This window comes from Kosmotoga olearia TBF 19.5.1 (assembly GCF_000023325.1).
Taxonomy (GTDB): Bacteria; Thermotogota; Thermotogae; order Petrotogales; family Kosmotogaceae; genus Kosmotoga; species Kosmotoga olearia.
In genome coordinates this window covers 1,632,983-1,657,436 of the sequence record NC_012785.1, presented here as the reverse complement: position 1 = coordinate 1,657,436, position 24,454 = coordinate 1,632,983, and the positions used below count along the sequence as shown (strand labels likewise).

Genomic DNA, 24,454 nt, shown 5'->3' with positions numbered 1-24,454 from the left:
CTAGAGCATTCCGCCTATACCATCGACGACAAGGTCGATCTGGGCGGAATGTTTTTTTATCAATTCCCTGAGTTCCTTCATTGATGCCTCAGGTTTCAGTTTAAGGAATATCTTCATTCTGAAGCGTCCTTTGAACTTCTTTATCACCGGTACTACAGGCCCATGTATCTCGAAGAATTGTTCAGAAAATTCTTTTCCAATAAGTTCAGCGATTTCTTCCGCTTTTTTCTGGCACCGTTTCTCGTCTACATGCTCGACTATCATTTCTACAAAATACGAGAATGGTGGATATTTCAAAAGTTCCCTTGTTTTTATTTCTGTTTCAAAGAACCTTTCAAAGTCGTTTTCTACAGCGTTTTGTATGACGGGATGATCTGGATTGAAAGATTGTATGAGCGTCTTCCCAAAGGTACCCCTGCCGGATCTTCCAGATGCCTGTGTAATCAACTGAAAAGCGTTTTCAGTGGCATCGTACCTGGGAAGATTTATAAGTCTGTCTGAATCAACTACAATGACACAACCCACCTTTGGAAAATCGAGTCCCTTCGCGATCATCTTGGTACCAACAACCACCTGAGCATCTTCCTGTTCTATCATCCGAAGCGCTTTCTCATAATCCGAAGGACTCTCTATCGTCTCTTTGTCGAGTCTTATAATCTTCACCGAAGGAAAGAAATTCCTAAGTTCATACTCTACCCTTTCGGTTCCGAAACCACGTGCTGATAATGCCGCACTTCCACAATTGGGGCAGTTTGAGAAAGGTGGGGTAGTAAACCCACAATAATGGCATTTGAGAATATTCCCGTGGCGGTGATACGTCAGTGATATATCACAATTTGGGCATTTTATAACCGTTCCGCAATTGGTACACACCACGTAATTTGAAAAGCCTTTCCGATGAACGAAAACAAAAATCTGCTTCTCATCTTTGAGAAGTTCTTTTATCTCTTCCAGAGCTTTTTTAGAAAGTACATAAAAGCCTTTAGATTTTCTCATATCTATCAATTCAAGTGATGGTAATTTACCAACCGGTCTGTGCTTGAGCTTATGCAGCTTGTATTCGCCTTCGATGGCCCTAAAATAATGGGTAACTCTCGGGGTTGCAGAACCGAGTATAATAGGGATGTTGTGAAGCTTCCCCTTTTCCACAGCCACTTCAACGGCATCGTAATGAGGCGAACTCTGCTGATAGAAGCTGGCATCGTGCTCCTCGTCGACAATTATCAGTCCAAGCTTTCTCATAGGTATCCAGATAGAGCTACGCGTACCGATTATTATATCGACGTTACCTTCGTGAGCGTCCAGCCAGATACCCTGCCGTTTAGCCTTACTGAGATAACTGTGGTATACCCTTACCTCCCGACCGGGAAATGTTCCCTTAACTCTGGCCAAAAGCTGCGGTGTCAGAGATACTTCAGGAACGAGATAAAGCACCTGAGCACCTTCAGTTAACACCTTTTCCATTGCTTTGAAATAAACTTCTGTTTTTCCCGTTCCCGTAAGCCCATATATGAGATGAACACCTTTAAAATCGTACACAATGGAATTTAAAACCCTTCTTTGTTCGGAGGTTAATTCATCTATCGGAGCTATTGTCCAGTCACTGAATTCGTAAGTCTCATCTTCAAAGACCTCTAAAATGCCTTTCTTCTCCAACGTTTGAATGGGTGAGATGCTCTTTAAGTCAAGATTCTTAATCAGTTCGCGAACCTCAATAACATCAAAGGAAAACAGATGCTCTACGACCTTCCTTTGAAGATCCGTTAGTTTTATTTTCTCTAAGTCTTTAATAGACAGACGCAACCTAACGAACTTCTTCTTTTGGACTCTTGTCTTTTTTTGCTCGTAACTGTGTACTATCCTTATTTTCCTTGATTTTTTCCAGTTTTCAATAGTAACAGCACCAAATTTTTCCCTTGCCGCGGTCAACGGTATTATGTCCTTTATGGGAAGCTCCTGAGACTGCGGAACGACGAAACTTTTTACATTCATAACCTTCCCTGGCGGAAAGAAAAGATCGAAGATCTTACCAACAGGACAAAGAAACCGCTCACTTATCCTCAATGCCAATTCTACGTCTTTAGAAGTTAGAAAGGGCTTCTCATCGAGTTTTTGAAGAACGGGTTTTGTGGCGAATTCCGGAAGCTCATCTGTGATCTCGACCACGTAAGCCACAACACTTCTATTTGCGAAATCAACAACAACTCTTTCTCCCGGAGTTAATGGGAAATCAGTATGATAGGTGAAAGTATCGAGAAGAGGGGAACCCGATATGGCCACTTTTACAAAGATAATATCAACCCCTGATATAGATTATCCTTCTTTTCATTTCATTCGAGGCTTTTATAACCTTAACATCATCAAAAAAGAGAGAATAAATATCCGCTGCCATTATGTCTCTCTTCATCTGTAACTGGAAAAGATCCTGGTCTATCTCAAAATCACCGGATATCGCTTTATACATAACCCGCTTCCATGTGGATGGGGTAGTCAATAATGGAACTTTCAGTTTTTTCTTTATTCTTGAAAGGTGCGATCTTCCATTTTCATTGAATCCAAGTACTCTAATATACTGTGGCCCCTGTTTGTTTGACTGCTCTATCAGCTTCGGGGAAAGTTTGAGAATCACGTTCATCAACAGCCTCTTCAACCTTGTAAAGGTAAAGCGTTTGGCCTTCACACATTCAAGAAATTCGGATATTTCTCCACATTGTCTAGAACAACGAACGAACCTTGCATCAAGCCCTTCAGTAAACCCGTAGTAATTCTTGAAATCTTCCCTATCCAGCCGTCTCAACAGGCCAAGAATGAATCGTCCCATTTTTTCAAGGTGTACGGGGCATTTCTTCAATGCACACTCTCTTTTTATAATGGCGTAAGAATAATCCGGAACAGCTTGTTTGACCTTCTCCCACTGCCCGGTTATGATTAACTTCCTGATGGCAGTAGCGCTCGAAAACCTGCCTTTAAAGTAAGGGTCGTTGTAATCAGCACCCGTTCTCACTATGCTGTGCGGCGTAATATCACTTCTGATCTGTTTGATAGCACGCAAATATTCGAGCCCCAGGATATTGTTAGATCTTTCTATCTCTTGGATACTTTCGGCAAAATCACTAAGATGAAGCTTTAGATAGTCCTTTAGTGCTGCCTTCCTCGCATTTGGAAAAGACAAACCTGTTTTCAGATGCTGCTTCAACAACTTCACGTATACGGTTGGTTCTTCTATCAAAATATCGGAAAGAACATCTAGAAGTTTCATGTTTCCCGTTTCGCTGCCAAAAACGATGTCAGTAACACCTAAAAGGGACAACGTCCATACAGAACCTAGGGCAAACCCACCTGCATCCTGAACGGAATAAACAACAGGAAGCTGTACCACAATGTCAATGCCAGCCTTTAATGCGATTTCAGCCCGGGAATAGTTGTCCATTATAGCTGGTTCCCCACGCTGAACAAAGTTGCCGCTCATAACGGCAATTGTCAGGTCTGGGTTTATGAGCTCTTTCGCCTTTTTCAAATGGAAAAGATGCCCATTGTGGAAAGGATTGTATTCAACAACTATCCCGAGGATACTCATGTTACTTCTCGATCGGTTCGTTTTTCTCAGTAACCTTCACAATCTTCGGAGGTTTATACTCATCATCGTTATAAATAGCGTAAGAAATTATAATAACCCTGTCACCGATCTCCGCCAATCTGGCAGCAGCACCATTTAACGCGATAACGCCAGACCCTTCTTCACCCTTAATGACATAGGTTTCAAATCTTTCACCGTTGTTTATATTAACGACCTGCACCAGCTCGTTTTCCCTTATATCCGCCAATTTCATAAGCCGGTAATCTATGGTTATGCTTCCCTCATAATTGAGGTTCTTGTCTGTAACAGTAGCCCTATGTATCTTTGATTTTTGCATAATCCTGAACACACCAAACACCTCCATATCTTCTTCTAAGGATATTTTACATCACTCAACCTCCTTATGTGATAACATTGTTTTGGAGGTTCGATGACATGAAGAGATTTAAGGGCGTCTCTGAATTAATGAGATGGATACGGGATTTTTCAGAGGAGTACTTCTCTGAACCCGTTGAGTTTTTTGGGGAAGTACGCGATGCAAGAGTAAACAGAAGAAATGTTTTGAACATAGAAGTGGTGGAAACTGTTAAAGGATACAGAAGCGGAAGCTTTACGTACCAGATCCCATGTCAGATAGATTACCCGGAGAGTATCCTCGATGAACTTGGCATTGAAAGTTATAAAGAAATGGAGGGTGAGCTTTACAGTGTCATTGGAAAGCTCGTTTTTCGTGTTACTCAAAATCGGTACGTTGTGGAAGTCATCAAGATTGAACCCTACGGAAAAGGTGCCATCGAAAAACGCAGGCAAAAGATCCTCGAGAAACTGAGATCCGAAGGGCTCTATCCGGTAAAACAACTGTCCTCTCTCCTTGAACTTGGCGAACCCATACTTGACATAGCCATCCTGGCTTCGCCAAACACCCGGGGGCTTTCCGATTTTCTAAGAATGCTCCAGGATTCCCCTTTAATCCCTGATTTTACATATTACCCAATTTCAATTGAGGGGGCAAGCGCAGCAAAAGAACTCGTTTCAGCTCTTGGTAAGGCCAACAATAGGGCCCATCAACTGATCGTCATCGTCAGGGGCGGTGGCGCTCAGGGAGGGTTACTTTATCTCGATGACGAATCACTAGCAAGAGCCGTCGCTTCCTCAAAACTCCCGGTAATTGTAGGGATCGGTCATTCTGAAGATAAAACCCTGCTCGACTATGTCGCAAGTATGTCCTTTGAAACCCCGACAGCGGTCGGAAGAGAGATATCGCAGATCAACCGGGATTATATTCACTCCCTATCTGAACTGGAAGAAAAGCTGGATTCAGTTTTTTCGGAACTCTTATCTTCTTTTGTTAGCAATATCCAGTCCCGTTCAAGGATTCTTAGTGCTTACAGTATCGAGAGAATGATAAAATTCGACCACCAAAAACTTCTATCCTTTGTTCGTAGGTTGAACAGGATAGATTTTCTGACAGACAATATGAAAGAAGCTTTGAACCGTTCACGTAAGAATTTAATTTCAAATTCCGCGAATATCATGAACGAAAAAACAAAATGGTTCTGGCTCAATTTAAAAGAATTCAGACGCCATGAAAACGAACTATCAAGCAGGATTAAAAACTTCGAAGAAAGGATCACACCGGAAATCATCGATCTCGAGAGGTTTTTGATGGAAAAAAGCAGGGATTTCAAGAAACTCACCGGATACTTCAGCAGCAATGCCAAAAGCTTTTACCGCTGGCAACGCGAAAGATTGCAGCGATACATAGCCGAGATTCGATCAATAAACCCAATATACGCTTTAGTAAAAGGCGGCGCCATTGTAATGGACGAAGAAGGAAAGGCTATCGTATCCATTGAAGATGTTAAAATAGGCGATGAGGTTCTTATAAGACTTTCAGATGGTTCTCTGCGTTCCGAAATCCTCGAAAAGATCACCACAAAGAAAAAAAATTTAGTAAAGGAGTGAAAATAACATGCTTCCGCAGGATATAAATGAACTTGACCTGAAAGGATTCAAAGATTTTCTGGAAACCCTCACGGAAGAAGAAATGAAAGAACTTCGCTTCTCAGAAGCCATGCTTCTGGTTGAAAAAATCTCCGACCTTTTTGACTCAATGCGTGATGAGATAGATATAGAAGACGCCATTGAGCTCTATGAAAGGGGAATGGAACTTTTAATGCTCTGCAGGGAAAAACTTGCTGTGGTACAAAACAAAAAAGCTGAGATCGATAAGAAATACCACGATCTCATGAACGGATAAATCTATTTACTTTTGTTATTTTTTAGTTATGAGCTCATTTTCAACAAGCTGGCCATAAAGAGGGCCGGCTGTTGTCTTTTCAATGGTTATTTTCGCTTTTGAACCTATCAACTCTTCAGAACCGTGGAAGAAAACGATTTTGTTGTTGATCGTTCTACCATAAAGCATCCCATCTTTGTGTTTGGCTTCGACGATTATTTCGACTGTTTTCCCGATATACTCCGAATTGATTTTTCTATTCAAACATTTTTGAAGCTCCAGAAGCTCCTGAAGTCTTCTCACCTTAATTTCATGAGGAACGTCATCTTTCATATACTTCGCTGATATCGTTCCCTCCCGTGGGGAATAGATTGCCAGGTTAACCCTTTCGAAAATAACCTCTTCAAGCAGCGATTTGGTCTGGAGATAATCGTCTTCACTTTCGCCCGGAAAGCCGACAATGATATCGGTGCTTATTGAAGCATCGGGTACCTTTGTCCTGATCCTGCGGATAAGATCTAGATACTCTTCACGTGTGTAACCTCTATTCATTGCTTTCAGTATTCTATTACTCCCGGATTGTATTGGTAAATGAATAGAACGCGAGACACGTTTGGAGGTTGCTATAACATCGATCAACTCGTCGCTGAAATCTTTCGGGTAAGATGTCAGATACCAGATTCTTTCTATCTGCTCTATCTTGAGGGTCTCTCTTATCAACTTCGCAAGGGTGCTGCCATCAGCAAGATCTTTGCCGTAAGAATCCACATTTTGCCCTAGATATGTTACCTCTCTATAGCCCTTTGAGGCGAGCCTTTTGACTTCATTGAGTATGTCTTCCATGGACCTGCTTTTTTCTCTCCCTCTAGTATAAGGAACGATACAATACGAACAAAATTTGTTGCAGCCATAGATTATCGTCACCCAAGCATGATGACGACTAGTTCTTAATCGTGGGGTGCTTGAATTAATTTCGTCTATGAAATCCGATAACTCGACAAAGCGCTCTCCCTTAATAGCTCTCTCCAAAAATTCATTAACCCTTGATATACTTCGAGTCCCGAAGACAAAGTTCACCTCTTCGCGCTTCAAAAGGGCCTCTTTTTCTTTCTCGGCCACACAACCGGAAACGCCGATTATCAGGTTCCTGTTTTTCTTCTTCAGGGATCTCAGTCTTCCAAGTTTTCCATAAAGTTTTTTCTCGGCCTTCTCTCTAACCGCACAGGTGTTAACGATAACAACATCAGCTTCTTCTTCATTATCGACAATCACATACCCATTCGATTTGAGAATGCCGGCCATAGTTTCCGTATCGTTCACATTCATTTGGCATCCAAAGGTTCTGAAAGCTATTTTCATCGTGATATCACCTCTATGTGTTTTTTCAACCGTTACAAAAAAGCGACGGCATCCACGCCGTCGCTTTTACCATCTTCAGAAATCCTCAGAGTTCTTCTTTGCTATTTTGCGTTTCATCATCGGAAGCCTCCGAAACCTCGACCTCAACGACCTTTTCTTCTTCAACGCTTTTTTCTTCTGGTTCTTCTTTTGTCTCTTCGACAACCTCGGCAGCTTCCTCTGAGAGGTTCATACCTTCCCGGCCTTCAAGAATCGCATCGGCTATGGTTCGGGTGATAAGCTGAATAGCCCTGATAGCGTCATCGTTGCCTGGCACCAGATAATCAAGAACATCCGGGTCGCAGTTGGTATCAGCTATCCCGATTACTGTTATCCCAAGCTTGTTGGCCTCAGCGACAGCGATTTCCTCTTTTTTCGGGTCAACAACATAGATAACGTCAGGAATTCGTTCCATATCTTTGACACCATTAAGATTCTTTCTCAGTTTTTCTAACTTCTTCCTGATCCTGCTTTGCTCCTTTTTGGGAAGTGCATCAAGTTCTCCGCTAATTTCCATCTCTTCGTACTGCTTCAAAACCTCTATTCTCTTTCTTATGGTTGTGAAATTGGTGAGAAGCCCACCGAGCCAGCGGTTGTTTACGTACGCCGCACCACAACGTTTGGCTTCATTCTCGATGATCTGCTGAGCCTGGCGCTTGGTTCCAACAAACATAAACGTAGCCCCTTCACGGGCTCTTTCTCTAACGTAGTCATAAGTCTGGTCGAGAAGCTTCAGGGTTTTCTGCAAGTCAATGATATAAATGCCCTTTCTCTCGCCATAGATGTAGGGTTTCATCTTCGGATTCCATCTTCTGGTCCTGTGCCCAAAATGGACACCTGCTTCCAGAAGCTGTTTCATCGTTACAACTGCCACAAAAACACCTCCACTTTTGGTTTTCTCCCTCCGACCCCGGCTGATCGACCCTTAGGCACCGAGACCAGCCAATTATCGGTCGTGTGAATTGAAACTCACAAAGAGATTATTTCTTCAACATCATACCGTTTAGCATTCAACCAGAGATCTTCAAGTGCGTAAAATTCCCTTCCTCTATTGCTAAAGATGTGCACGATAAAATAACCACAATCTATTACCATCCAATCATAGCCTTTACCCTTATCGTAATAAATTACAGGAACGTTATGTTTTTCTAAGAAATCGAGTATTCCATCTCTCAACGCTTCCATATGCGGATCGGAGTTAGCGGTCGCTATTACAAAATAACTCGTAAGGTTAGAGACTTCAGAAACGTCCAAAAGAACGATATCCGCTGCCTCCTTGTCATAAAGAATCTTTACAATCTCTCTTATATTCCCGTCCAAAAGGTCACCTCCCGATTTGTTGGGTTATGTTTTTTATTCAACGGTTACGCTTTTCGCGAGATTCCTCGGCTTATCCGGATCATGGCCGCGCATAACAGCAACATGATAAGCAAACAACTGTAGATAGGGCGACATAACAAGCGGATACAACGGCTCTGATACCTTCGGAACCTCAATTCTGCTATTAACTATACGCGCAACCGCCTGGTCGCCTTCAGTACAAATCGCTACCACTTTGGCGTCGCGCGCACGGGTCTCCATTATGTTTGAAAGGGTTTTAGTTTTCAACGAATCATCAGGAACAATTGCAAACACCGGAAACTTCCTATCTAAAAGCGCGATAGGCCCGTGTTTCAGCTCACCAGCCTGATAAGCTGATGCATGGATGTAACTTATCTCTTTGAGTTTCAACGCGCCTTCAAGTGCACTCGGATAACCGTATCCACGCCCTATGTACATGAAATGAATGTAATCGAAGTACTCCTTCGCCAGTTCCCGGGTCAGGTCATTTGAAGTAGCGAGAATGCTTTCAAATATCGTTGGCATACCTTCGATTTCATTTACTATCTGCATCAGCTTTTTATCCCCGAAACCTCGGAGCTGGGCGATATAACTGGCTATCAATAACAAAACTGTCAATTGAGAAACATAGGTTTTCGTTGCGGCGACGCCTATTTCAGGTCCCGCGTTGAGATAAACAACAGCATGACTTTCACGAGAAATCGTTGAACCAACAACATTCGTCACCGCGATTATCGTAGCACCTCTAGCCTTTGCGATTCTAATCCCTTCAAGGGTATCAGCTGTTTCTCCCGATTGGGATATAGCGACAACGATGGTATCTTCATCGAATTTTATCTTTCTATATCTGAACTCTGAAGCCACATCGATCTCAACATTCAACGCCGCATATTCTTCAAGAAATCTCTTGAAAACGAGCCCGGCATGATAACTGGTGCCACAGGCAACTACCTGCACATTACGGGTGGTTTTGAGTTTATCGGCTATCGATTCCAGTTCCGCTATAATTGTTTTCCCGTTCTTTACTCTTCCGGTTATGGCATTTCTGATAACCTGTGGTTCTTCAAAGATCTCTTTCAACATAAAATGAGGATATCCGCCTTTCTCCGCAGCATCCTCCGTCCAATTTATATGAGTTAAAGGTCTGGAAACACGTGTGCCATCAGTCCTGAAAATTTTGACCTCGCCTGCACTCAGAAGTGCCACATCTCCATCCTCTATGAAATAAACATCCCGTATGTAATGTAGCAATGGAGTAACATCGGATGCGAGGTATGCACCATCGCCATTCGCACCAACAACAAGAGGACTTCCCTTTCGTGCGGCAACAATTCTATCCGGAACGTCCACATGAACCACCGCTATGGCATAAGCACCCTCAAGGTCCACAAGCGCATGTCTGACGGCATCAAGGAGAGACCCATTAAAATGCTCCTCTATAAGGTGTGCAATAACCTCCGTATCCGTATCAGATTTGAAAACGTGCCCTTTTCTCTGAAGCCTTGCTTTTAATTCCGTATGATTTTCTATAATCCCATTATGAACCACAGCAAGTTTGCCGGAGCAGTCTATATGTGGATGAGCGTTTACATCAGATGGGATCCCGTGTGTGGCCCAGCGCGTATGTGCTATCCCAATAGGTATCTTATTTTTGTTTTCCTTTCCAAGTTTCTCCTCAAGAGCAGCTATCCTTCCAACGGCTTTCCTTATAATAAGTTCCCCGTTTTCAACATAAGCCACACCTGAAGAATCGTATCCTCTGTATTCGAGTTTCTTAAGCCCCTTCATGAGTTGCTCCAGGTAGAACTCTCTACCAACTATCCCAACTATCCCGCACACACCTATTCACTCCCAAATCGTGCTTCCAACTTCTCCACGAGTCTGCCTTTGACACCGTTACAAGCCACTTTTATGGCATTTGAAATCGCCAGCGCATCAGAATTCCCGTGTGCTTTTACCACAACACCCTTGACCCCGAGAATAAATGCTCCCCCATAGATCCTCGGATCCAGGCTCTTCTTCAAATTATTGAAAGCCCCCTTCAGAAGCAATCCTCCAAGCAGCCCCAATATTCCAGCCTGTTTTATATGCATCTTAAGAAGATCCCCTATGAATTTGGCGGTTCCTTCTATGGTCTTCATAGCAACATTTCCCTTAAACCCATCGGTTACCACAACATCCACATTACCATAAAGGATGTCTCTTCCTTCAACGTTTCCAACGAAGGTTTCACCTAAAGCTTCTTTTATCATTCCAAAGGCTTCTTTTACTAACTCCGTGCCCTTTTCCTCTTCCTCACCAACGTTCAATAACCCTACCAGTGGGGACTCCTTCCCGAGAATTCTTGCATATTCGAACCCCATCTTAGCAAAATCTCTCAGATGCCCCGGTCGAACCTCAAGATTCGCGCCACAATCCAGGAGCACAGTAAAACCTCTTTTGCTGGATATGGGAACAGCAATGGCCCCTCTCTCGATTCCCTTAATCCTGCCCACAACAAAAAGGCCGGCCACAAGAACCCCACCGGTGTTTCCAGCGGATACCATGGCATCGACTTCGTTCTTCTTGACAAGTTCAGCAGTTTTGAAAAGTGATGAATTCCTCTTTCTCAACAATTGGGATGGTTTTTCGGCCATTCCAAAAACGTCCGGAGCATCATAGATACTCAAGCGTTCGCTGGCAAAACCTCTTTTCTCCAACAATCTATTAATCTCATCTTTTTTGCCTACCAGCGTAATCTCAAGATCTTTCAGCCCCTTCAAAGCTAAAATGGCGCCATCGATGTTTACATCGGGCGCCAGATCTCCACCATATACATCCAGGGCTATTTTTATCCCTGACATATTCATTCACCTATTTCAAGTATTTGTTTGCCTCCATAGTATCCGCAGTGCAGACAAACTCTATGAGGTTCCTTTGGTTCGCCACAATTCGGGCAAACAGAAACAGCGACCTTTATAGGCCTATAGATCTTCACACGCTTATGATGTGTCCTGGAGCGCGAACGCTTTTGCTTGGGTACAGCCACTTTTATCCCTCCCAGTCAGAATTATTATCAACAATATTCTTTTTCAATTCACCAAGAAGCGAGTGCCACTTATCACTCGGTTCTTCCTTACCTTCACAGAAATGATCCGGATTTTCGTTCAAATCAACTCCACAAACTGGGCAGAGCCCTCTACAGTCTTCCACACAAAGAACCTTCTGCGGTATCTCCACTATTATAGCCTCAATGACTCGATCTGACAAGTCTAATACTTCCTCTTTTAACGGCAAAGTGTTTTCAAGATTATCTACCGGGCCATCTTTTATTTCTTTTATGTACTTATTAAAAGGTATATATACCGCTTCAAGTGTTCCATTTATTGGTACTTCGACATCCTTCAAGCACCGTGCGCACTTGTCAATCACCACTGTTTGGATATCACCAGTCAGTACAACTGAATCCCTGGTCTTATAAAGAACTGCATGCACCACTATCTGCGTGCTACATTTGATTTCAGCAAAAGGATTATCAAAAGCCACATCGATCTCTTTTCTCGATTCAAAGGAATTCAAGTCTATTAAAAGTTCCGTCACTTTCACCATTGTCTTTCTCCCTCTTTTCAAATCTTCAGCGTTGCAATGCTACAACAACGGGGTTGCGTTTATTAGACGTTTTATTGAACAAAATCCGACACTTTCCTTAGCGAATCGAGCAGTTTCTTTGAAATTCTGGCATTTTCTTCAAAGGTTCTTCCACCTGGATCCCCGAGTTCAAATTCTTGAAGCCTTTTGAACCCCTTCGAAGATACCACAACCCTGGTGGACAGCTCAGCAGCTTCAAGCGGGTCGTGGGTAACCATGATTATTGTTAAATTCACTTCCTTCCAGAGCGAGGCAATTAATTCCATCATCTTTTCCCTGGTTACCACATCTAAAGAAGAAAAAGGTTCATCCAGAAACAAAATTTCAGGATTATAGCTCAGGGCACGCGCAAGATTAACCCTCTTTGCCATTCCACCGCTCAATTCGCCGGGATACTTGTACAGCGCATCTGCAAGCTCAACCCTTTTCAACATCTTTTTCGCTCTTTCTTCGGAAGACACCAGAGAAACATTGTACAAAACATTTTTCCACGGAATCAGCCTATCATCCTGAAAAACAAAACCTATCCTCGAGCGATTCGTTGCAATCCTCCCGGAATCAGGCTTTAGAATCCCGGCCAGTAACCTCAAGAGGGTCGTTTTACCGCATCCCGAGCTCCCTAGTACGGATAAAAATTCCCCCTCAGTAACGGAGAGGTACAAATTCTGAATCACTTGATTATTCCCGAAAGACTTTGATACACCTTCAGCTTTTATCAACATACCTAAAAGTCCTTTTCGCAAACTGATCGAGCATCTTCTCGCTCAATATCCCGAGAATCACCAGAACAAGGGTATAAGCAAAGACATCAGTGGTTTCAAGGTACGATTTAGCGTCGAATATTTTCCTTCCTATACCGGTAGTTCCTACCATAAATTCAGCCACAGCAACGGATTTCCACATAACACCAACACTTATTCTCAAAGACGAAGCTATAAACGGTAAGGTCGACCCGAAATAAATGTCCTTAAAAATACGTGATTTACTGACCGAAAAAACCTTTGCCATTTCAACGAGCTTGACATCTACGTTACGTACACCCTCAACAATATTCAATGTGATAATCGGAAAAAGTGTGAGAAAAACTATGTACACAGGTGACCTGAAACCAATACCCCACCACAACACCGCTAAAGCCAGCCACGATACGATTGGAACAGACTGCATGACAATCACCAGGGGCCTAAAAAGCGTATATATCGTCCTGGAGAGCCCCATGGAAAAACCAGCGAGCACGCCAGCGATAAGAGCTAGAGCCAAACCAAGAACTGCCTTTGAAAAGGTTGTGAAAACCGTGAGATAAAACTCAAGGTTCGTGCACAGTTCTCCCAGCCTTTTGAAGGTTGTAATTGGTCCTGGAAGCAAAAGGGAATTGCCTACCGCGAGGTATGCAAGCTCCCAGATCCCAAGAATTATCAATATAGCTGCAAACAGGCCAAGTTGACTATTTCTCATAGAAAAACTCGTCAAAATTTAAATCACCAACTAAAGATTCATCAAGTTCTCTTAACGTTTCCAGATAGGAAACCACTTCATCTTTTATTTCAGAAGCTGCTTTGAATTCGTAGTCTATTCCTGAAAAGGACTTCTTCAATATTGGAACGGGAAATCCACCCATCGCTTCGGAAACAATCGACGCGGTGAGCTCCAGATCCTGAAGAGAAAGGGTCAAAGATTGTTTATAAAGAAGAAGGAATAGATCAACAACGGTTGGGTCCACATCTTTTCTAACAAAGATCCCGGAACTCGGTATCGGACCATTTCCAGGGCTCAGAATTCTCCACAATTCATCGATACTCATGGATTTAATAGACCCCTTCACCTTGGCCTGGGCTAAAGAAGCGAAAGGTTCAGGAAGCAAAAGTATATCGGCTTTTCCGGCAGCGAATAATTGCAACGCTTCTGGTCCCGCCACATAAACGATCCTAATGTCCTTATTCACCTCATACCCCAGTTTTTCAAGTACACCACGCAGTATAACATCCGCCGTTTGTCCGGGGGCATGAAGCGTGTAAACAGCCTTTCCCAATAGATCTTCAACACCTTCAATAGGCTCATTACGGGAAACAAAATAAAAACCGCCCCACATGGAAACTGCCGCGAGTTTTATCGGAACACCCTCTGCAGCAAGTTTTGCACCGATAGTGACGGGAAGAAGAGCAAAATCGGCTTTTCCACTTATCACGAGTGCTAAAGCCTGATCAACGGTTTTCCAGAACTCAATGGAAAAGCCTTCAGCGATCGTCTTTCCGTCTGGAGAATCATGTATCAAACGTGCTATTGGAACGAGCGTTGGTCCAATAGGGTTTATATAGAGATAGTTACCAAAGCCTATAACAACCATCACAATAACCAGAAGCGTCACCATCAGTTGTTTCATCGTACCACCTCCTTCAAATAAATTATACACCAGAAAGGAAAACCATCACACCGTGTTAGCTGCGGATTATCCCGGGAAAAGCAGCCGGAGGATAAGCTCTAACAACTATCTATAAATTCAGATACATTTCGCTTGACTGATAACCAGGAAATGTATATAATTAAATTAGTGAATACTCCCTAAGGGAGAGGGCTGTTTGTGCCCTCTATTTTTATTAGTATGGAAGTGGTGGATGGGATGTATGAGCTAACGGAAAAATTGAGGAAGCTAGCTGAAGAAGTGGCAGAAGAGTTGGGATACGAGATATACAAACTGACCTTTGGTAAGGGAAGAAGAAGAGCGGTTCTGACAGTTGCGATAGATAAAGAAGACGGTTATATTTCGATCTCAGATTGCGAAAATTTCTCTCGCGCATTCGAAAAGAAGCTTGACGAAACCGAAATAATAAGCTCTTCTTACAATCTGGTGATTGAATCACCAGGTGCTGAAAGGGAACTCAGAAAACCCGGGGATTTCATGAGATTCACCGGTAAATCCGTAAAGATCGTGTTAAAAGAACCTCTGGAAAACCGTTCTGTGCTTGTAGGCCAGCTAATTAATGCCAATGAAGACCTCGTGACCATAATCGAGGCTGACAGCAACAGGACATTTGAAGTTGAATACAGAATGATAAAGAAAGCAAATTTGAGACTTGAACGGTAATCTTGGGAGGTGCAGAAGATGAATCTCAATCTTCTGGAAGCGCTGGAACAACTTGAAGAAGAAAAAAATATTAAAAAAGACGAAGTTATCAGTATTCTTGAAAAAGCACTCCAGAGCGCTTATAGAAAAAACTTTGGCACCGAAAATGAGGTTGAAGTTAGGATAGACCGTCTCACCGGTGATATCGCCATATATGAAAAATTAAAGGTTGTTGACGAAGTTGAGAACCCTTATCGTGAGATCACTCTTTCAGAAGCTAAGAAGATAGATTCTGATGCTGAGATCGATGGTTATGTCTACAGAAAGCTCAATATAAAGAAATTCAAGAGAATAGCCGCTCAAACGGCCAGACAGGTTTTGATTCAGAAAATTCGGGAAATGGAGAAGGAAAATCTTTTCCAGACGTATTCTGCACTTAAAGGTTCCGTCACCACAGCAGAAATACTCAGAGTAACCGAAAACTGGGCTGACATAAGAATAGGAAAACTTGAATCAAGGCTTCCTACCCGCGAAATGATTCCCGGCGAGAGGCTCAGGGCAGGCAGTTTTATAAAGGTATTCGTAGTAGATGTCGTCAGAACAACGAAAGGTCCAAAGATTCTCGTTACCAGAAAAGGGACAGAGTTCGTAGTGGAGTTGTTAAAACTCCAGGTTCCAGAAATCGAGAGCGGTGATGTGGTGGTTAAAGCCGTCGCAAGGGAAGAAGGTATCAGGACAAAGGTTGCCGTTGCATCTACCAATCCCAAAGTAGATCCCATAGGAGCCTGCATTGGTGAAGGCGGGGTCAGAATCGCAGAGGTTCTGCGCGAAATAAGGCCTGAGAAGGTTGACATATTAAAATGGAGCGACGATCCGGCAGAATTCGTCGGTAATGCAATAGCTCCAGCCACAGCCGTGGAGGTTAAAATAGTCAGTTCCGCAAACCGTGAGGCCGTTGTCTATGTTTCTCCCACACAGCTCTCACTCGCAATTGGAAAAGGTGGTCAAAATGCCAGGCTTGCAGCAAAATTAACCGGCTGGAAGGTTGACATCAAACCTTTGATGTAGATATTTTGTAACATATTACCTACTCTCTGTAAATGAACTCATGTAAAATGAATCTGATGATCCTTATTCACCAACAGTTTTGGCAGGGAGGTTTTGAAAGTGAAGCAAGACATTCTTAGAAGTGAGTTGCGCAAGAGAAAACAAAGAATGACCGCCCAAAGAGAGTTGATATTGAAAGCTTTCATGGAATCCGGAGAAGAACATATGAGCGCCGAGGAAGTCTACAGAAAGGTGCTTGAAAGAAGGCTTCGAATAAGTAAGGCTACGGTTTACAGAACGGTGGAACTTTTAACGGAGGTAGGCCTTCTCAGAAAAATCGTTTTTCGTGATGGTGTGGTTCGTTACGAGCTCGTCGATAAAGGTGAACATCATCACCACCACCTGGTATGTAACAGCTGCGGTAAGGTTATCGAATTTCCGGAAGATCTTCTCGATGGTCTTGAGAATCTCATAGAGGAAAAAACCGGTTTCAAAATAACCGACCACCAACTTAAGTTTTACGGGCTTTGCTCTGAATGCCAGAAGAGTATTGCAAACAAAGAATAAGAGACTAACAACGCCACAAAATAAGACCACGGAAAAGGTACAGTTACTATCAGTCCAAGCTCTGAAATTTTGTGAAGCCCTTTTTCAAAAAACAAAGACAGAAAATTTACCCCCTTTGCTGTTATGATTGCAAGGGGGATTATTTTTAGTGATGAAAAAACGATGGTCAAAATCAGACCGACGAATATTGGGAAAACAAAAAAAGGTACCATGACGATTGTTAATGGAATAGTCAAAAGAGGTACAGCTTCAAAAGTCACCACAGTCAAAGGAAATACTGCTATTTGTGCGGCAATGCTTACCGATACCATCCCCTTAAAGAGCCCCGAATTCCCTGCCATAAGTATGGGAAGCAAAATGAGAATCCCGGCGGTAGCTACAAAACTAAGTTGAAAAGCGACCGAAGCTATTATTATTGGAGAATGAACCAGCATCAGAATACCAGCAAATCCGAGAATGTTCAAGGGATGTTGAGGATAATCCAAACAGGCAAAAAAACTGTACAGTGCGAAAACAAGGAATGCCCTTGTCGCTGAAATCGATGGTCCTGTTGACAATATATAAAGTAAAAGCAGGAGCACAACGGTAAGTAGCCTAAACCTTTTTGGCAACAAAAACACTGCAAGAAGCATTTCCGTTATAAGATAAAAAATTCCCACATGCATTCCCGAGACGGCAAAAATATGCGAGAGACCGAGATCATTTATAGCCTTCCTTAGACCATAGGAGAGCTTGCTCTTATTCCCAAGAAACAAAGCGAAAGGAATCGCCGAATTAATCCCTGCCCCTGTTAGTCTGCGTTCAAAGTATTCTCTGGTGTTACCGGCAAGTCTATCCACAGGCCCAAACGAAGGTGCAACTCCGAAAATCTCAGCGGTGATTTCATAGAAAGGATACCTATTGACCTTACGAAGCTCTCCGGCAACCCAGATAACCTGCCTGTCTTCCGGTGCTTTTTGATAATTTCTCAACTTCGGCAATTTTATTTTTACAGGTATGCGAAGTTTCTTCCATGAACCTTCTTCGAGCATATATCCAGAAGAGGCTACGACACTTCTCTCCCATTCAACCTTCTCCACGATTCCAACGTATTCAACCTGCGAATTCTCTAAAACCGGGAAAGTACTGTATCCAAGAAGTATACCAAATAACCAAAACACGGAAATAAAAACAACCAGCCTATTTTTTCGGGTAATAAAAAGAAAAGCTACAAAAAGAAAAAAGAGCGCTGTGGTACTCCAGAGCGTAAAATGCATCGAAATTCCAGAAGATACCCCAAAAGCAAGTGAAAGAAAAAGGAAAAAAAGAGGCAAGGGAGGATACCTCCTCCCTTACGCTCCGTATTTTTCAAGTCTCATGGCATGGGCAAGCATCAATGGAATCTCATCAACCGCATATATGGTACCGATAACCCCACGCGCACACTCAAACTCATCGAACTTTTCACTGGCACCCGCACGAACGTATCCGGAATAAACCATAAATGGAACGGGATGCCAGCTGTGTGCTTTCATGGGTACGGGTGTCGAATGGTCACCCGTTACAACAAGAACATCAGGATTCAGAGCCAGAATTTCTGGAAGCAGATCATCAACCTCTTCAATAACGTGAACCTTCGATTCAAAGTTACCGTCTTCACCGTAAGAATCTGTCTTCTTTACATGAAAGAAGAAGAAATCATAATCGTTCCAGATCTCTTTGAGGGTTTCTACCTCATCTTTAATCGTTGTACCTGTCGCAACAACGTTCATGCCGACAAGTTTTGCCAGCCCTCTGTACATTGGGTATGTAGCTATAGCAGCAGCCCTTAACTTGTAAACCTCCTCAAAATTGGGGATCTGCGGGTACTTTGAGAATCCTCTCAAAAGAGCAAAATTCATTTTTTCTTCATCCTTCAAAATCTCCTTTACCCTCCTGAGAAATTCATTGACAACTCTGGCGGTTTTTTCTGCTTCCGGTACGAGGGCTTCAGCCCACACTATTGGAAGTCCCGTCTTTTGTGGGTCCGCATCGCAAATCCTTTCATCCAGCCCCTCACCAGTGAACTTAACAACAAATCTGTGTTCCTTACCGGGATAAAGCGATATCTCTATATCCTCTATTTTCTTTATTTCTTCCGCAAGTTTTTCTACAACCTTTGCACTTTCTTCCGTTGCCGGCCTTCCCGCTCTTCTATCAACAACGGTATCCCCATCGATGGTAGCAAAGTTAGCACGTGCCACAAGATCCTTTTCACCAACTTCGACGTCAGAACCAAGTGCTTCAAGAATGCCCCTTCCAATCTGATACTTTATCGGATCATATCCAAAAAGTCCGAGATGTCCCGGTCCACTCCCTGGTGTAACACCTGGAATTACCGGAACGGCCTGTCCAAGTTCAGATTTCTTCGCCAGCGCATCGAGATTTGGTGTACGAGCAGCCTGAAGAGGTGTCCTACCGTTCACAGGTAAATCTCCAACACCATCCATAACGAGCAAAACTATTTTTGTATCGTTCCTGGTTACCAGTTTGCTGATAAACTCCTGTCTATCCATCGTATCTCCTCCTTTTTTTGCTGTCAAATAAATTTTAGCACAGCATACGGTCTTCTTTCTCTATGTTAAAATATTGACGTTAACTCTTGGAGGGTTGAGCGTGAATACTTTAGAACGAAGCGGGATAATTCTGATGGGTTATTACGGTCATGACAACCTTGGTGATGATCTTTTATTACTTTCTACCCTGATGATCCTGAAAGAGGCTAATGTCAAAAATGAAATCTATATTCCGGCACCGAAAAATATAGAAAAGTTAAGAAAAAGCTTTCCGAAAGAATTGAAAATCAAGGTGATTCCAAGGTATAACCCTTATACCCTGGAACGTTATTTTCACCGCTCCTGCTGTACTATATTTGGGGGGGGTAATCTTTTTCAGGATGAAACGAGTACCAGAAGTTTTCTCTATTATCATTTCATTGCGAAGCGTACCTTAAAAAGAAAAAATTCGCTTGCGTTTTTATCACAGGGGTTTGGCCCTATTCACAAGCAGCGCAATAGAAAACACCTGAAAAAAATCTTAGGCAATGAGAGAAGCTATGGCGTGATTCGCGATAAGGTCTCTTACCGTTACGCAAGAAGATTTTCAAAGAATTATCAGATGGGAACCGATTACGGGCCTTACTACCTTTTAAAGAAAAAACTGATAACTCCCAATCACGAGAAAGATCCTGAACTGGCATTCACAGTCTTGAAATCAGGAACCTCTGCTTCAGAGGTTGTTGAAGCGCTAAAATATCTCGGGTACAGAAAGCTATGTGCGGTGGGATTTCACAATAGCCACGATTCGCAAAAGCAGATGGAACTTGAAGATTATGCTGTTAACAACGGAATGGAGATTATAAGGCCACCTCAGAATATAGATGGGGTTATGGAGCTACTGTCTAAAGCCTCAATCGTTGTGACCGAAAGGCTCCACGGAGCCATACTGGCCACAGTGCAGGGAACACCCTTTGTCTGGAAAAAGAACAGAAAAACCAACCGTTTTGTGAGTTCTCTGGTAAATGATTATTGTTTTAGTTTTAACAACAGTCTTGAGAGTATCGTCCTCGCAATAAACGGCGCTTTGAGGTATGATTTTGATAAGTTAAGGGCTACCTATCTAGAGAAATTAGATGAAACCGTTGACAGATCAATAAAACTCATAAATAAAATCCTGGATTGAACCGGGGGAGGTGAGTTCGATGTGGCATTATTATTTACCAACACATGTTTTTTTCGGTGAAACAGTTGTTGAGAAACATGGAAAAGTGGTGCAGGAATGCGGAGCAAAAGCTCTCATAGTTACCGGAAGGCGTTCTGCAAGGTTATCAGGAGCGTTGCACGACATTATAAAGGTTTTGACTGAATTGAAGATCCCTTACATACATTTTGATAGGGTGGAAGAAAACCCGTCCTTTGAAACGGTGAGAAAGGGCACCGAACTTCTGAGAAAAGAAAATTGTGATTTTGTCATCGCCATTGGTGGCGGAAGCCCATTAGATGCCGGGAAAGCTATGGCCATAATGGGTACCGATCCTGATCTTAAAGTGGAAGATCTTTACGATCGCGAGAGTTATCTTTTCTCACTGCCTGTTGTCGCAATCCCTACAACCTCTGGTACAGGAAGTGAAGTCACCCAGTATTCTGTTCTAACGGACGACGAAGGCAATAAGAAAGGCTTTGCCACACCTCATGCCTTCCCGATGTATTCCTTCCTCGACCCCCGCTACACGATAACAATGACCGAAGAAACTACCATAGCTACCGCTCTAGATGCCCTGTCCCATTCTATTGAAGGCGAACTGTTGAACAACGCCGTTAACCCTATCGTTAAAAACCATTCCAGGGTCACAAATGAACTCATCAAAAACAATCTGAAAAATGCAACAATCACCCCGGAAGATATCCCTGTAAGGTCTTTATTGCAATATGCCGCGATGCTTGCAGGAATAGTAATAGCTCACACAGGGACAACAGTGGTTCACGCCGCAGGATACCCTTTATCCAGTAAAAGAGGGATAAAACACGGCATAGCGAATGCCGTTTTTCTGGTAGAAGTGCTTCGAAAAGTCGAAGAATCAGATCCGGATAGAGTCAAAAATGCCATTGACCCCTTTGAGTCGCTGAACGAACTCGAAGCTTTCTTGAACTCTTTCGGGGTAAACGAATATAAGATAGAACTCTCAGACGATGAACTGGAAAGCTGGGCGGAAAAAGCTGCCAGAGCTCCACACAATGCAAGAACCCCGGGTGAGTTCGATGTCGAGTTTTATAGAAACCTCTATAAAAAGGTGAGAAAGTGCCAGAATACAGAGTAAAACTAAAAAAAGAAATAAAAAGACGAATTGCCTTCGGCCATCCCTGGATATACGAAAACGAGATAGCAGAAGAGCCTTCATGTGAAAACGGTTCTCTGGTCAAAGTATTCACTTACTCCGGTCAATTTGTGGGTAAAGGTTATTACAACAGGAATTCTCTGATACGCGTCAGGCTTTTGACCAGGAAGAATGTAAACATAGACAGAAAGTTTTTCAAAGACAAGATACAAAGGGCTTATTCACTCAGAACCCGCTGGCTCAAAGAAAAGGGAGCTTTCAGATTGATTTACAGTGAAGCTGATGGATTGCCCGGGCTTATAGTGGATAAATTCGCCGATTTTTTCGTTGTTCAGATCTCCACCCTCGGTATGAGTAAATTCAAAGAAACCATAGTGAACGTCCTGATTGAACTCTTTAATCCAAAAGGGATCTACGAAAAATCTGAGGGCAGCTTCATTGCCAAAGAAGGAATAGAACCCTATTCTGGATGGCTTTATGGAAACGGGCCAAATTTAATACCCTTTAAGCTACATGAAATCACCTTCCTTGCCGATCTACACGGACAAAAAACAGGGTTTTTTCTCGATCAGAGATTCAACGCTGAAAATCTGTCAGAGTTTTCCACAGACAGAAGGGTTCTCGATCTTTTCTCATACACCGGTAACTTCGCATTCCATTTATTGAAAGGTGGAGCACGGGAAGCGATCCTCGTTGATTATTCTGAACGCGCATTAGCGGTTGCTGAAGAGATAGCAAGGATAAACAGCTTCAAAGAAAAAATTCGAACGATAAACGCAAATTCCTTTGATTTTATAAGAAATGTGAAGATAGGGGAATTCGAGTTGATAGTCATCGACCCGCCAGCGATGTTGAAATCAGCAACCGCAAAGCACAACGCGCTAAGAGCCTATAAAGAACTCAACCTGAGAGCTATTCGTTCGTTGAAAGATGGAGGAATCCTTGCAACATCCTCTTGTACACAGCTCATTCGCGAATCCGAATGGCTCGAAAAGATAACGGAAGCATTCAAAGATTCAAAAAAGATTGGCAAACTACTGTTTTCAGCCGGGCAACCTTTCGATCATCCGGCTCTAACAAGTATGCACGAATCAAACTATCTAAAGTTTAGAAGCTATATTGTAAGCAGTGTTAGCGAATTTTGATTTACCTTGCTACAAATGATGTATAATTCTATTAAAGAGTTATTCTCTGGAGGTAGGTACCCATGGCCAAAGTTTATGTCGTTACGTCAGGAAAGGGTGGGGTCGGAAAGACCACCATCACAGCCAATATAGGCTGTGCGTTAGCAGCAAAAGGGGACAAGGTGTGCCTCATAGACGCGGACATAGGGTTAAAGAACCTGGACATAACCCTTGGGCTTGAAAACAGAGTTGTGCATACAATTCTTGACGTGGTCAACGGAAAAGTTAAAGCCTCAGAAGCCCTCGTCAGGCACAAACAAATGAAAAGTTTGTACCTTCTTGCCGCTTCACAGATAGCCACAAAAGAAATGTTGTCTCCAGAAGATATGAAAAGGATAGTTGGAGAGCTTTACGGAAAGTTTGATTACATAATCATAGACTCTCCAGCAGGTATTGAGCGTGGCTTCAGGAATGCCGTAGCACCGGCGGAAAATGCCATAATCGTTACCACCCCTGAACTCCCTGCCATTACTGATGCAGACAGAGTAATCGGTCTCCTTGAAAATGCTGGCATGACGGAAGACCGAATAAAGCTGGTAATAAATCGTTTCAAGGTGCAGATGGTGAAACGTGGAGATATGCTGACCAAGGAGGACATTCAGGAGAACCTTGCCATTGATCTGCTCGGGATAATTCCAGACAGCGAAGATGTAATCGTCGCTACAAACCGCGGAATTCCCGTTGTGTTGAACGGAAATCAGGGAGAAGGCATAGCAAAGGTTTTTGAAAACATCGCCCTACGAATGAAAGGCGAACTAATCTCCATAGAAAAGGATCTTCACAGTCAGCAGAGTCTCGGATTTCTTGATCTGTTAAAGCGAATCTTTGGTCGTAGTTGAAAAGGGGTTGAGAGGGATGTTCTTTGGACTGTTCAGAAGAAAGAAAAAGAAGGAATTTGGAAGCAGAAAAGAAGCTAAAGATAGATTGCAAGCCATTGTGGCCAGCAGGCGTCATTCTGTCCCCGTACAGGAGGTCATTCCCGCCGAATTGTTGAAAAACAACGAAAGAGATATGATAGAACAAATAAAAATCTATGTCGCCGAAAGATTCAAGGTTAAAGAAGAGAATGTAAAGGTTCAGCTCGAAGAACACAACGGGTATGTTGTTATAATTACCAACGTTGTTTTCCATTGATGACTATGGTGAAGAGCAAAGTTTATACGATAAGAACACCTGAAAGGGAATGTTTTGTGGAGATTACTCAATATCTCCAGGAATACCTCCATGAAATAGATATAACAAACGGGGTGCTTCTCGTCTTCATACCCCATACTACTGCTGGCGTTACAATAAATGAACACGCCGATCCGTCGGTGGTAAGAGATATCCTTACTTACCTCAAAAAACTCGTTCCTTATCGAGGAAATTACAAACATCTGGAAGGTAATTCTGATGCTCATATAAAAGCAAGCCTTGTTGGGGCTTCTCTTTCTATACCCTTTGAATCCAAAAAACTGCTCCTTGGCACCTGGCAGGGCGTTTTCTTCTGCGAATTTGATGGTCCCAGGACGAGACGTTTCATCGTTACAGCCACCCCCTGCGACCCAAAGTAGGCACTGCA

26 protein-coding genes are annotated in these 24,454 nt (G+C 42.9%); 11 read left to right on the top strand and 15 right to left on the bottom strand.

Annotated features, from left to right (window positions below):
- The 3 genes from priA to panD are packed head-to-tail and all read right to left on the bottom strand — an operon-like array spanning nucleotide 1 to nucleotide 3,926.
- Nucleotides 1-2,280 (bottom strand): replication restart helicase PriA, encoded by a 2,280-nt coding sequence (priA, locus tag KOLE_RS07785; protein ID WP_015868880.1) that lies wholly within the window; start codon nucleotides 2,278-2,280, stop codon nucleotides 1-3.
- Between the two features lie 16 nt (nucleotides 2,281-2,296).
- Nucleotides 2,297-3,577, bottom strand: coding sequence for a nucleotidyltransferase (locus tag KOLE_RS07780; RefSeq protein WP_015868879.1), 1,281 nt, complete (start codon nucleotides 3,575-3,577; stop codon nucleotides 2,297-2,299).
- Between the two features lies 1 nt (nucleotide 3,578).
- The gene (panD, locus tag KOLE_RS07775) at nucleotides 3,579-3,926 is read right to left on the bottom strand and encodes an aspartate 1-decarboxylase (protein ID WP_015868878.1); all 348 of its coding nucleotides are present in this window, start codon (nucleotides 3,924-3,926) and stop codon (nucleotides 3,579-3,581) included.
- A gap of 86 nt (nucleotides 3,927-4,012) precedes the next feature.
- Here panD and xseA point away from each other — a divergent pair, with 86 nt between their 5' ends.
- Together xseA and KOLE_RS07765 are read left to right on the top strand one after the other, a co-directional pair.
- Nucleotides 4,013-5,542: an exodeoxyribonuclease VII large subunit gene (xseA, locus tag KOLE_RS07770; protein ID WP_015868877.1), complete on the top strand. Its 1,530-nt coding sequence runs from the start codon at nucleotides 4,013-4,015 to the stop codon at nucleotides 5,540-5,542.
- A gap of 7 nt (nucleotides 5,543-5,549) precedes the next feature.
- Nucleotides 5,550-5,837 carry an exodeoxyribonuclease VII small subunit gene (locus KOLE_RS07765; RefSeq protein WP_015868876.1) on the top strand — a complete coding sequence of 96 codons (288 nt, stop codon included), beginning with the start codon at nucleotides 5,550-5,552 and terminating at the stop codon, nucleotides 5,835-5,837.
- A gap of 15 nt (nucleotides 5,838-5,852) precedes the next feature.
- Here the strand turns inward: KOLE_RS07765 and miaB are convergent, their stop codons facing one another.
- The 10 genes from miaB to KOLE_RS07715 all read right to left on the bottom strand — a co-directional run bounded on the left by miaB (nucleotide 5,853) and on the right by KOLE_RS07715 (nucleotide 14,562).
- Nucleotides 5,853-7,175 carry a tRNA (N6-isopentenyl adenosine(37)-C2)-methylthiotransferase MiaB gene (gene miaB, locus KOLE_RS07760; protein WP_015868875.1) on the bottom strand — a complete coding sequence of 441 codons (1,323 nt, stop codon included), beginning with the start codon at nucleotides 7,173-7,175 and terminating at the stop codon, nucleotides 5,853-5,855.
- Between the two features lie 85 nt (nucleotides 7,176-7,260).
- Nucleotides 7,261-8,088, bottom strand: coding sequence for a 30S ribosomal protein S2 (gene rpsB, locus KOLE_RS07755; protein WP_015868874.1), 828 nt, complete (start codon nucleotides 8,086-8,088; stop codon nucleotides 7,261-7,263).
- A 95-nt stretch (nucleotides 8,089-8,183) separates the two neighbouring features.
- Nucleotides 8,184-8,534 (bottom strand): ribosome silencing factor, encoded by a 351-nt coding sequence (rsfS, locus tag KOLE_RS07750; RefSeq protein ID WP_015868873.1) that lies wholly within the window; start codon nucleotides 8,532-8,534, stop codon nucleotides 8,184-8,186.
- A gap of 33 nt (nucleotides 8,535-8,567) precedes the next feature.
- Nucleotides 8,568-10,394 carry a glutamine--fructose-6-phosphate transaminase (isomerizing) gene (gene glmS / locus KOLE_RS07745; protein WP_015868872.1) on the bottom strand — a complete coding sequence of 609 codons (1,827 nt, stop codon included), beginning with the start codon at nucleotides 10,392-10,394 and terminating at the stop codon, nucleotides 8,568-8,570.
- A 2-nt stretch (nucleotides 10,395-10,396) separates the two neighbouring features.
- Nucleotides 10,397-11,389: a phosphate acyltransferase PlsX gene (gene plsX, locus KOLE_RS07740; RefSeq protein ID WP_193334264.1), complete on the bottom strand. Its 993-nt coding sequence runs from the start codon at nucleotides 11,387-11,389 to the stop codon at nucleotides 10,397-10,399.
- 11 nt (nucleotides 11,390-11,400) lie between these two features.
- Nucleotides 11,401-11,583: a 50S ribosomal protein L32 gene (gene rpmF / locus KOLE_RS07735; RefSeq protein WP_015868870.1), complete on the bottom strand. Its 183-nt coding sequence runs from the start codon at nucleotides 11,581-11,583 to the stop codon at nucleotides 11,401-11,403.
- A gap of 2 nt (nucleotides 11,584-11,585) precedes the next feature.
- Complete coding sequence (locus KOLE_RS07730) at nucleotides 11,586-12,143, bottom strand: YceD family protein (RefSeq protein WP_015868869.1); 558 nt, start codon at nucleotides 12,141-12,143, stop codon at nucleotides 11,586-11,588.
- Between the two features lie 71 nt (nucleotides 12,144-12,214).
- The gene (locus tag KOLE_RS07725) at nucleotides 12,215-12,904 is read right to left on the bottom strand and encodes an ABC transporter ATP-binding protein (protein WP_015868868.1); all 690 of its coding nucleotides are present in this window, start codon (nucleotides 12,902-12,904) and stop codon (nucleotides 12,215-12,217) included.
- Nucleotides 12,888-13,637 (bottom strand): ABC transporter permease, encoded by a 750-nt coding sequence (locus KOLE_RS07720; RefSeq protein ID WP_015868867.1) that lies wholly within the window; start codon nucleotides 13,635-13,637, stop codon nucleotides 12,888-12,890. The genes KOLE_RS07725 and KOLE_RS07720 overlap by 17 nt, the downstream gene beginning before the upstream one ends.
- On the bottom strand, nucleotides 13,627-14,562 hold the full coding sequence (locus tag KOLE_RS07715; protein ID WP_015868866.1) for an ABC transporter substrate-binding protein: 936 nt from the start codon (nucleotides 14,560-14,562) through the stop codon (nucleotides 13,627-13,629). The genes KOLE_RS07720 and KOLE_RS07715 overlap by 11 nt, the downstream gene beginning before the upstream one ends.
- A gap of 198 nt (nucleotides 14,563-14,760) precedes the next feature.
- Between KOLE_RS07715 and KOLE_RS07710 the strand changes: the two genes are divergently transcribed.
- The 3 genes from KOLE_RS07710 (at nucleotide 14,761) to KOLE_RS07700 (ending at nucleotide 16,857) form a co-directional block, all read left to right on the top strand.
- On the top strand, nucleotides 14,761-15,264 hold the full coding sequence (locus KOLE_RS07710; RefSeq protein WP_015868865.1) for a ribosome maturation factor RimP: 504 nt from the start codon (nucleotides 14,761-14,763) through the stop codon (nucleotides 15,262-15,264).
- Between the two features lie 18 nt (nucleotides 15,265-15,282).
- A complete protein-coding gene (gene nusA / locus KOLE_RS07705) occupies nucleotides 15,283-16,311 on the top strand; it encodes a transcription termination factor NusA (protein WP_015868864.1) in 1,029 nt (342 codons plus the stop codon).
- 99 nt (nucleotides 16,312-16,410) lie between these two features.
- Nucleotides 16,411-16,857 carry a Fur family transcriptional regulator gene (locus KOLE_RS07700; protein WP_015868863.1) on the top strand — a complete coding sequence of 149 codons (447 nt, stop codon included), beginning with the start codon at nucleotides 16,411-16,413 and terminating at the stop codon, nucleotides 16,855-16,857.
- Here KOLE_RS07700 and KOLE_RS07695 read toward each other — a convergent pair.
- A complete protein-coding gene (locus tag KOLE_RS07695) occupies nucleotides 16,809-18,170 on the bottom strand; it encodes a ComEC/Rec2 family competence protein (protein WP_015868862.1) in 1,362 nt (453 codons plus the stop codon). The two genes, KOLE_RS07700 and KOLE_RS07695, sit on opposite strands and share 49 nt — an antisense overlap.
- A gap of 18 nt (nucleotides 18,171-18,188) precedes the next feature.
- The gene (locus KOLE_RS07690; RefSeq protein ID WP_015868861.1) at nucleotides 18,189-19,391 is read right to left on the bottom strand and encodes a 2,3-bisphosphoglycerate-independent phosphoglycerate mutase; all 1,203 of its coding nucleotides are present in this window, start codon (nucleotides 19,389-19,391) and stop codon (nucleotides 18,189-18,191) included.
- Nucleotides 19,392-19,491: 100 nt separating this feature from the next.
- Between KOLE_RS07690 and KOLE_RS07685 the strand changes: the two genes are divergently transcribed.
- The 6 genes from KOLE_RS07685 to KOLE_RS07660 all read left to right on the top strand — a co-directional run bounded on the left by KOLE_RS07685 (nucleotide 19,492) and on the right by KOLE_RS07660 (nucleotide 24,446).
- A complete protein-coding gene (locus KOLE_RS07685) occupies nucleotides 19,492-20,556 on the top strand; it encodes a polysaccharide pyruvyl transferase family protein (protein ID WP_015868860.1) in 1,065 nt (354 codons plus the stop codon).
- A 19-nt stretch (nucleotides 20,557-20,575) separates the two neighbouring features.
- Complete coding sequence (locus KOLE_RS07680; RefSeq protein WP_015868859.1) at nucleotides 20,576-21,691, top strand: iron-containing alcohol dehydrogenase family protein; 1,116 nt, start codon at nucleotides 20,576-20,578, stop codon at nucleotides 21,689-21,691.
- Nucleotides 21,673-22,854 carry a class I SAM-dependent rRNA methyltransferase gene (locus KOLE_RS07675; RefSeq protein ID WP_015868858.1) on the top strand — a complete coding sequence of 394 codons (1,182 nt, stop codon included), beginning with the start codon at nucleotides 21,673-21,675 and terminating at the stop codon, nucleotides 22,852-22,854. The genes KOLE_RS07680 and KOLE_RS07675 overlap by 19 nt, the downstream gene beginning before the upstream one ends.
- 62 nt (nucleotides 22,855-22,916) lie before the next feature.
- Nucleotides 22,917-23,732: a septum site-determining protein MinD gene (gene minD, locus KOLE_RS07670; protein ID WP_015868857.1), complete on the top strand. Its 816-nt coding sequence runs from the start codon at nucleotides 22,917-22,919 to the stop codon at nucleotides 23,730-23,732.
- A gap of 16 nt (nucleotides 23,733-23,748) precedes the next feature.
- On the top strand, nucleotides 23,749-24,027 hold the full coding sequence (locus KOLE_RS07665; RefSeq protein WP_015868856.1) for a cell division topological specificity factor MinE: 279 nt from the start codon (nucleotides 23,749-23,751) through the stop codon (nucleotides 24,025-24,027).
- A complete protein-coding gene (locus KOLE_RS07660; RefSeq protein ID WP_015868855.1) occupies nucleotides 24,027-24,446 on the top strand; it encodes a secondary thiamine-phosphate synthase enzyme YjbQ in 420 nt (139 codons plus the stop codon). Before KOLE_RS07665 ends, KOLE_RS07660 begins: the two co-directional genes overlap by 1 nt.
- The last annotated feature ends 8 nt before the right edge of the window (nucleotides 24,447-24,454 follow it).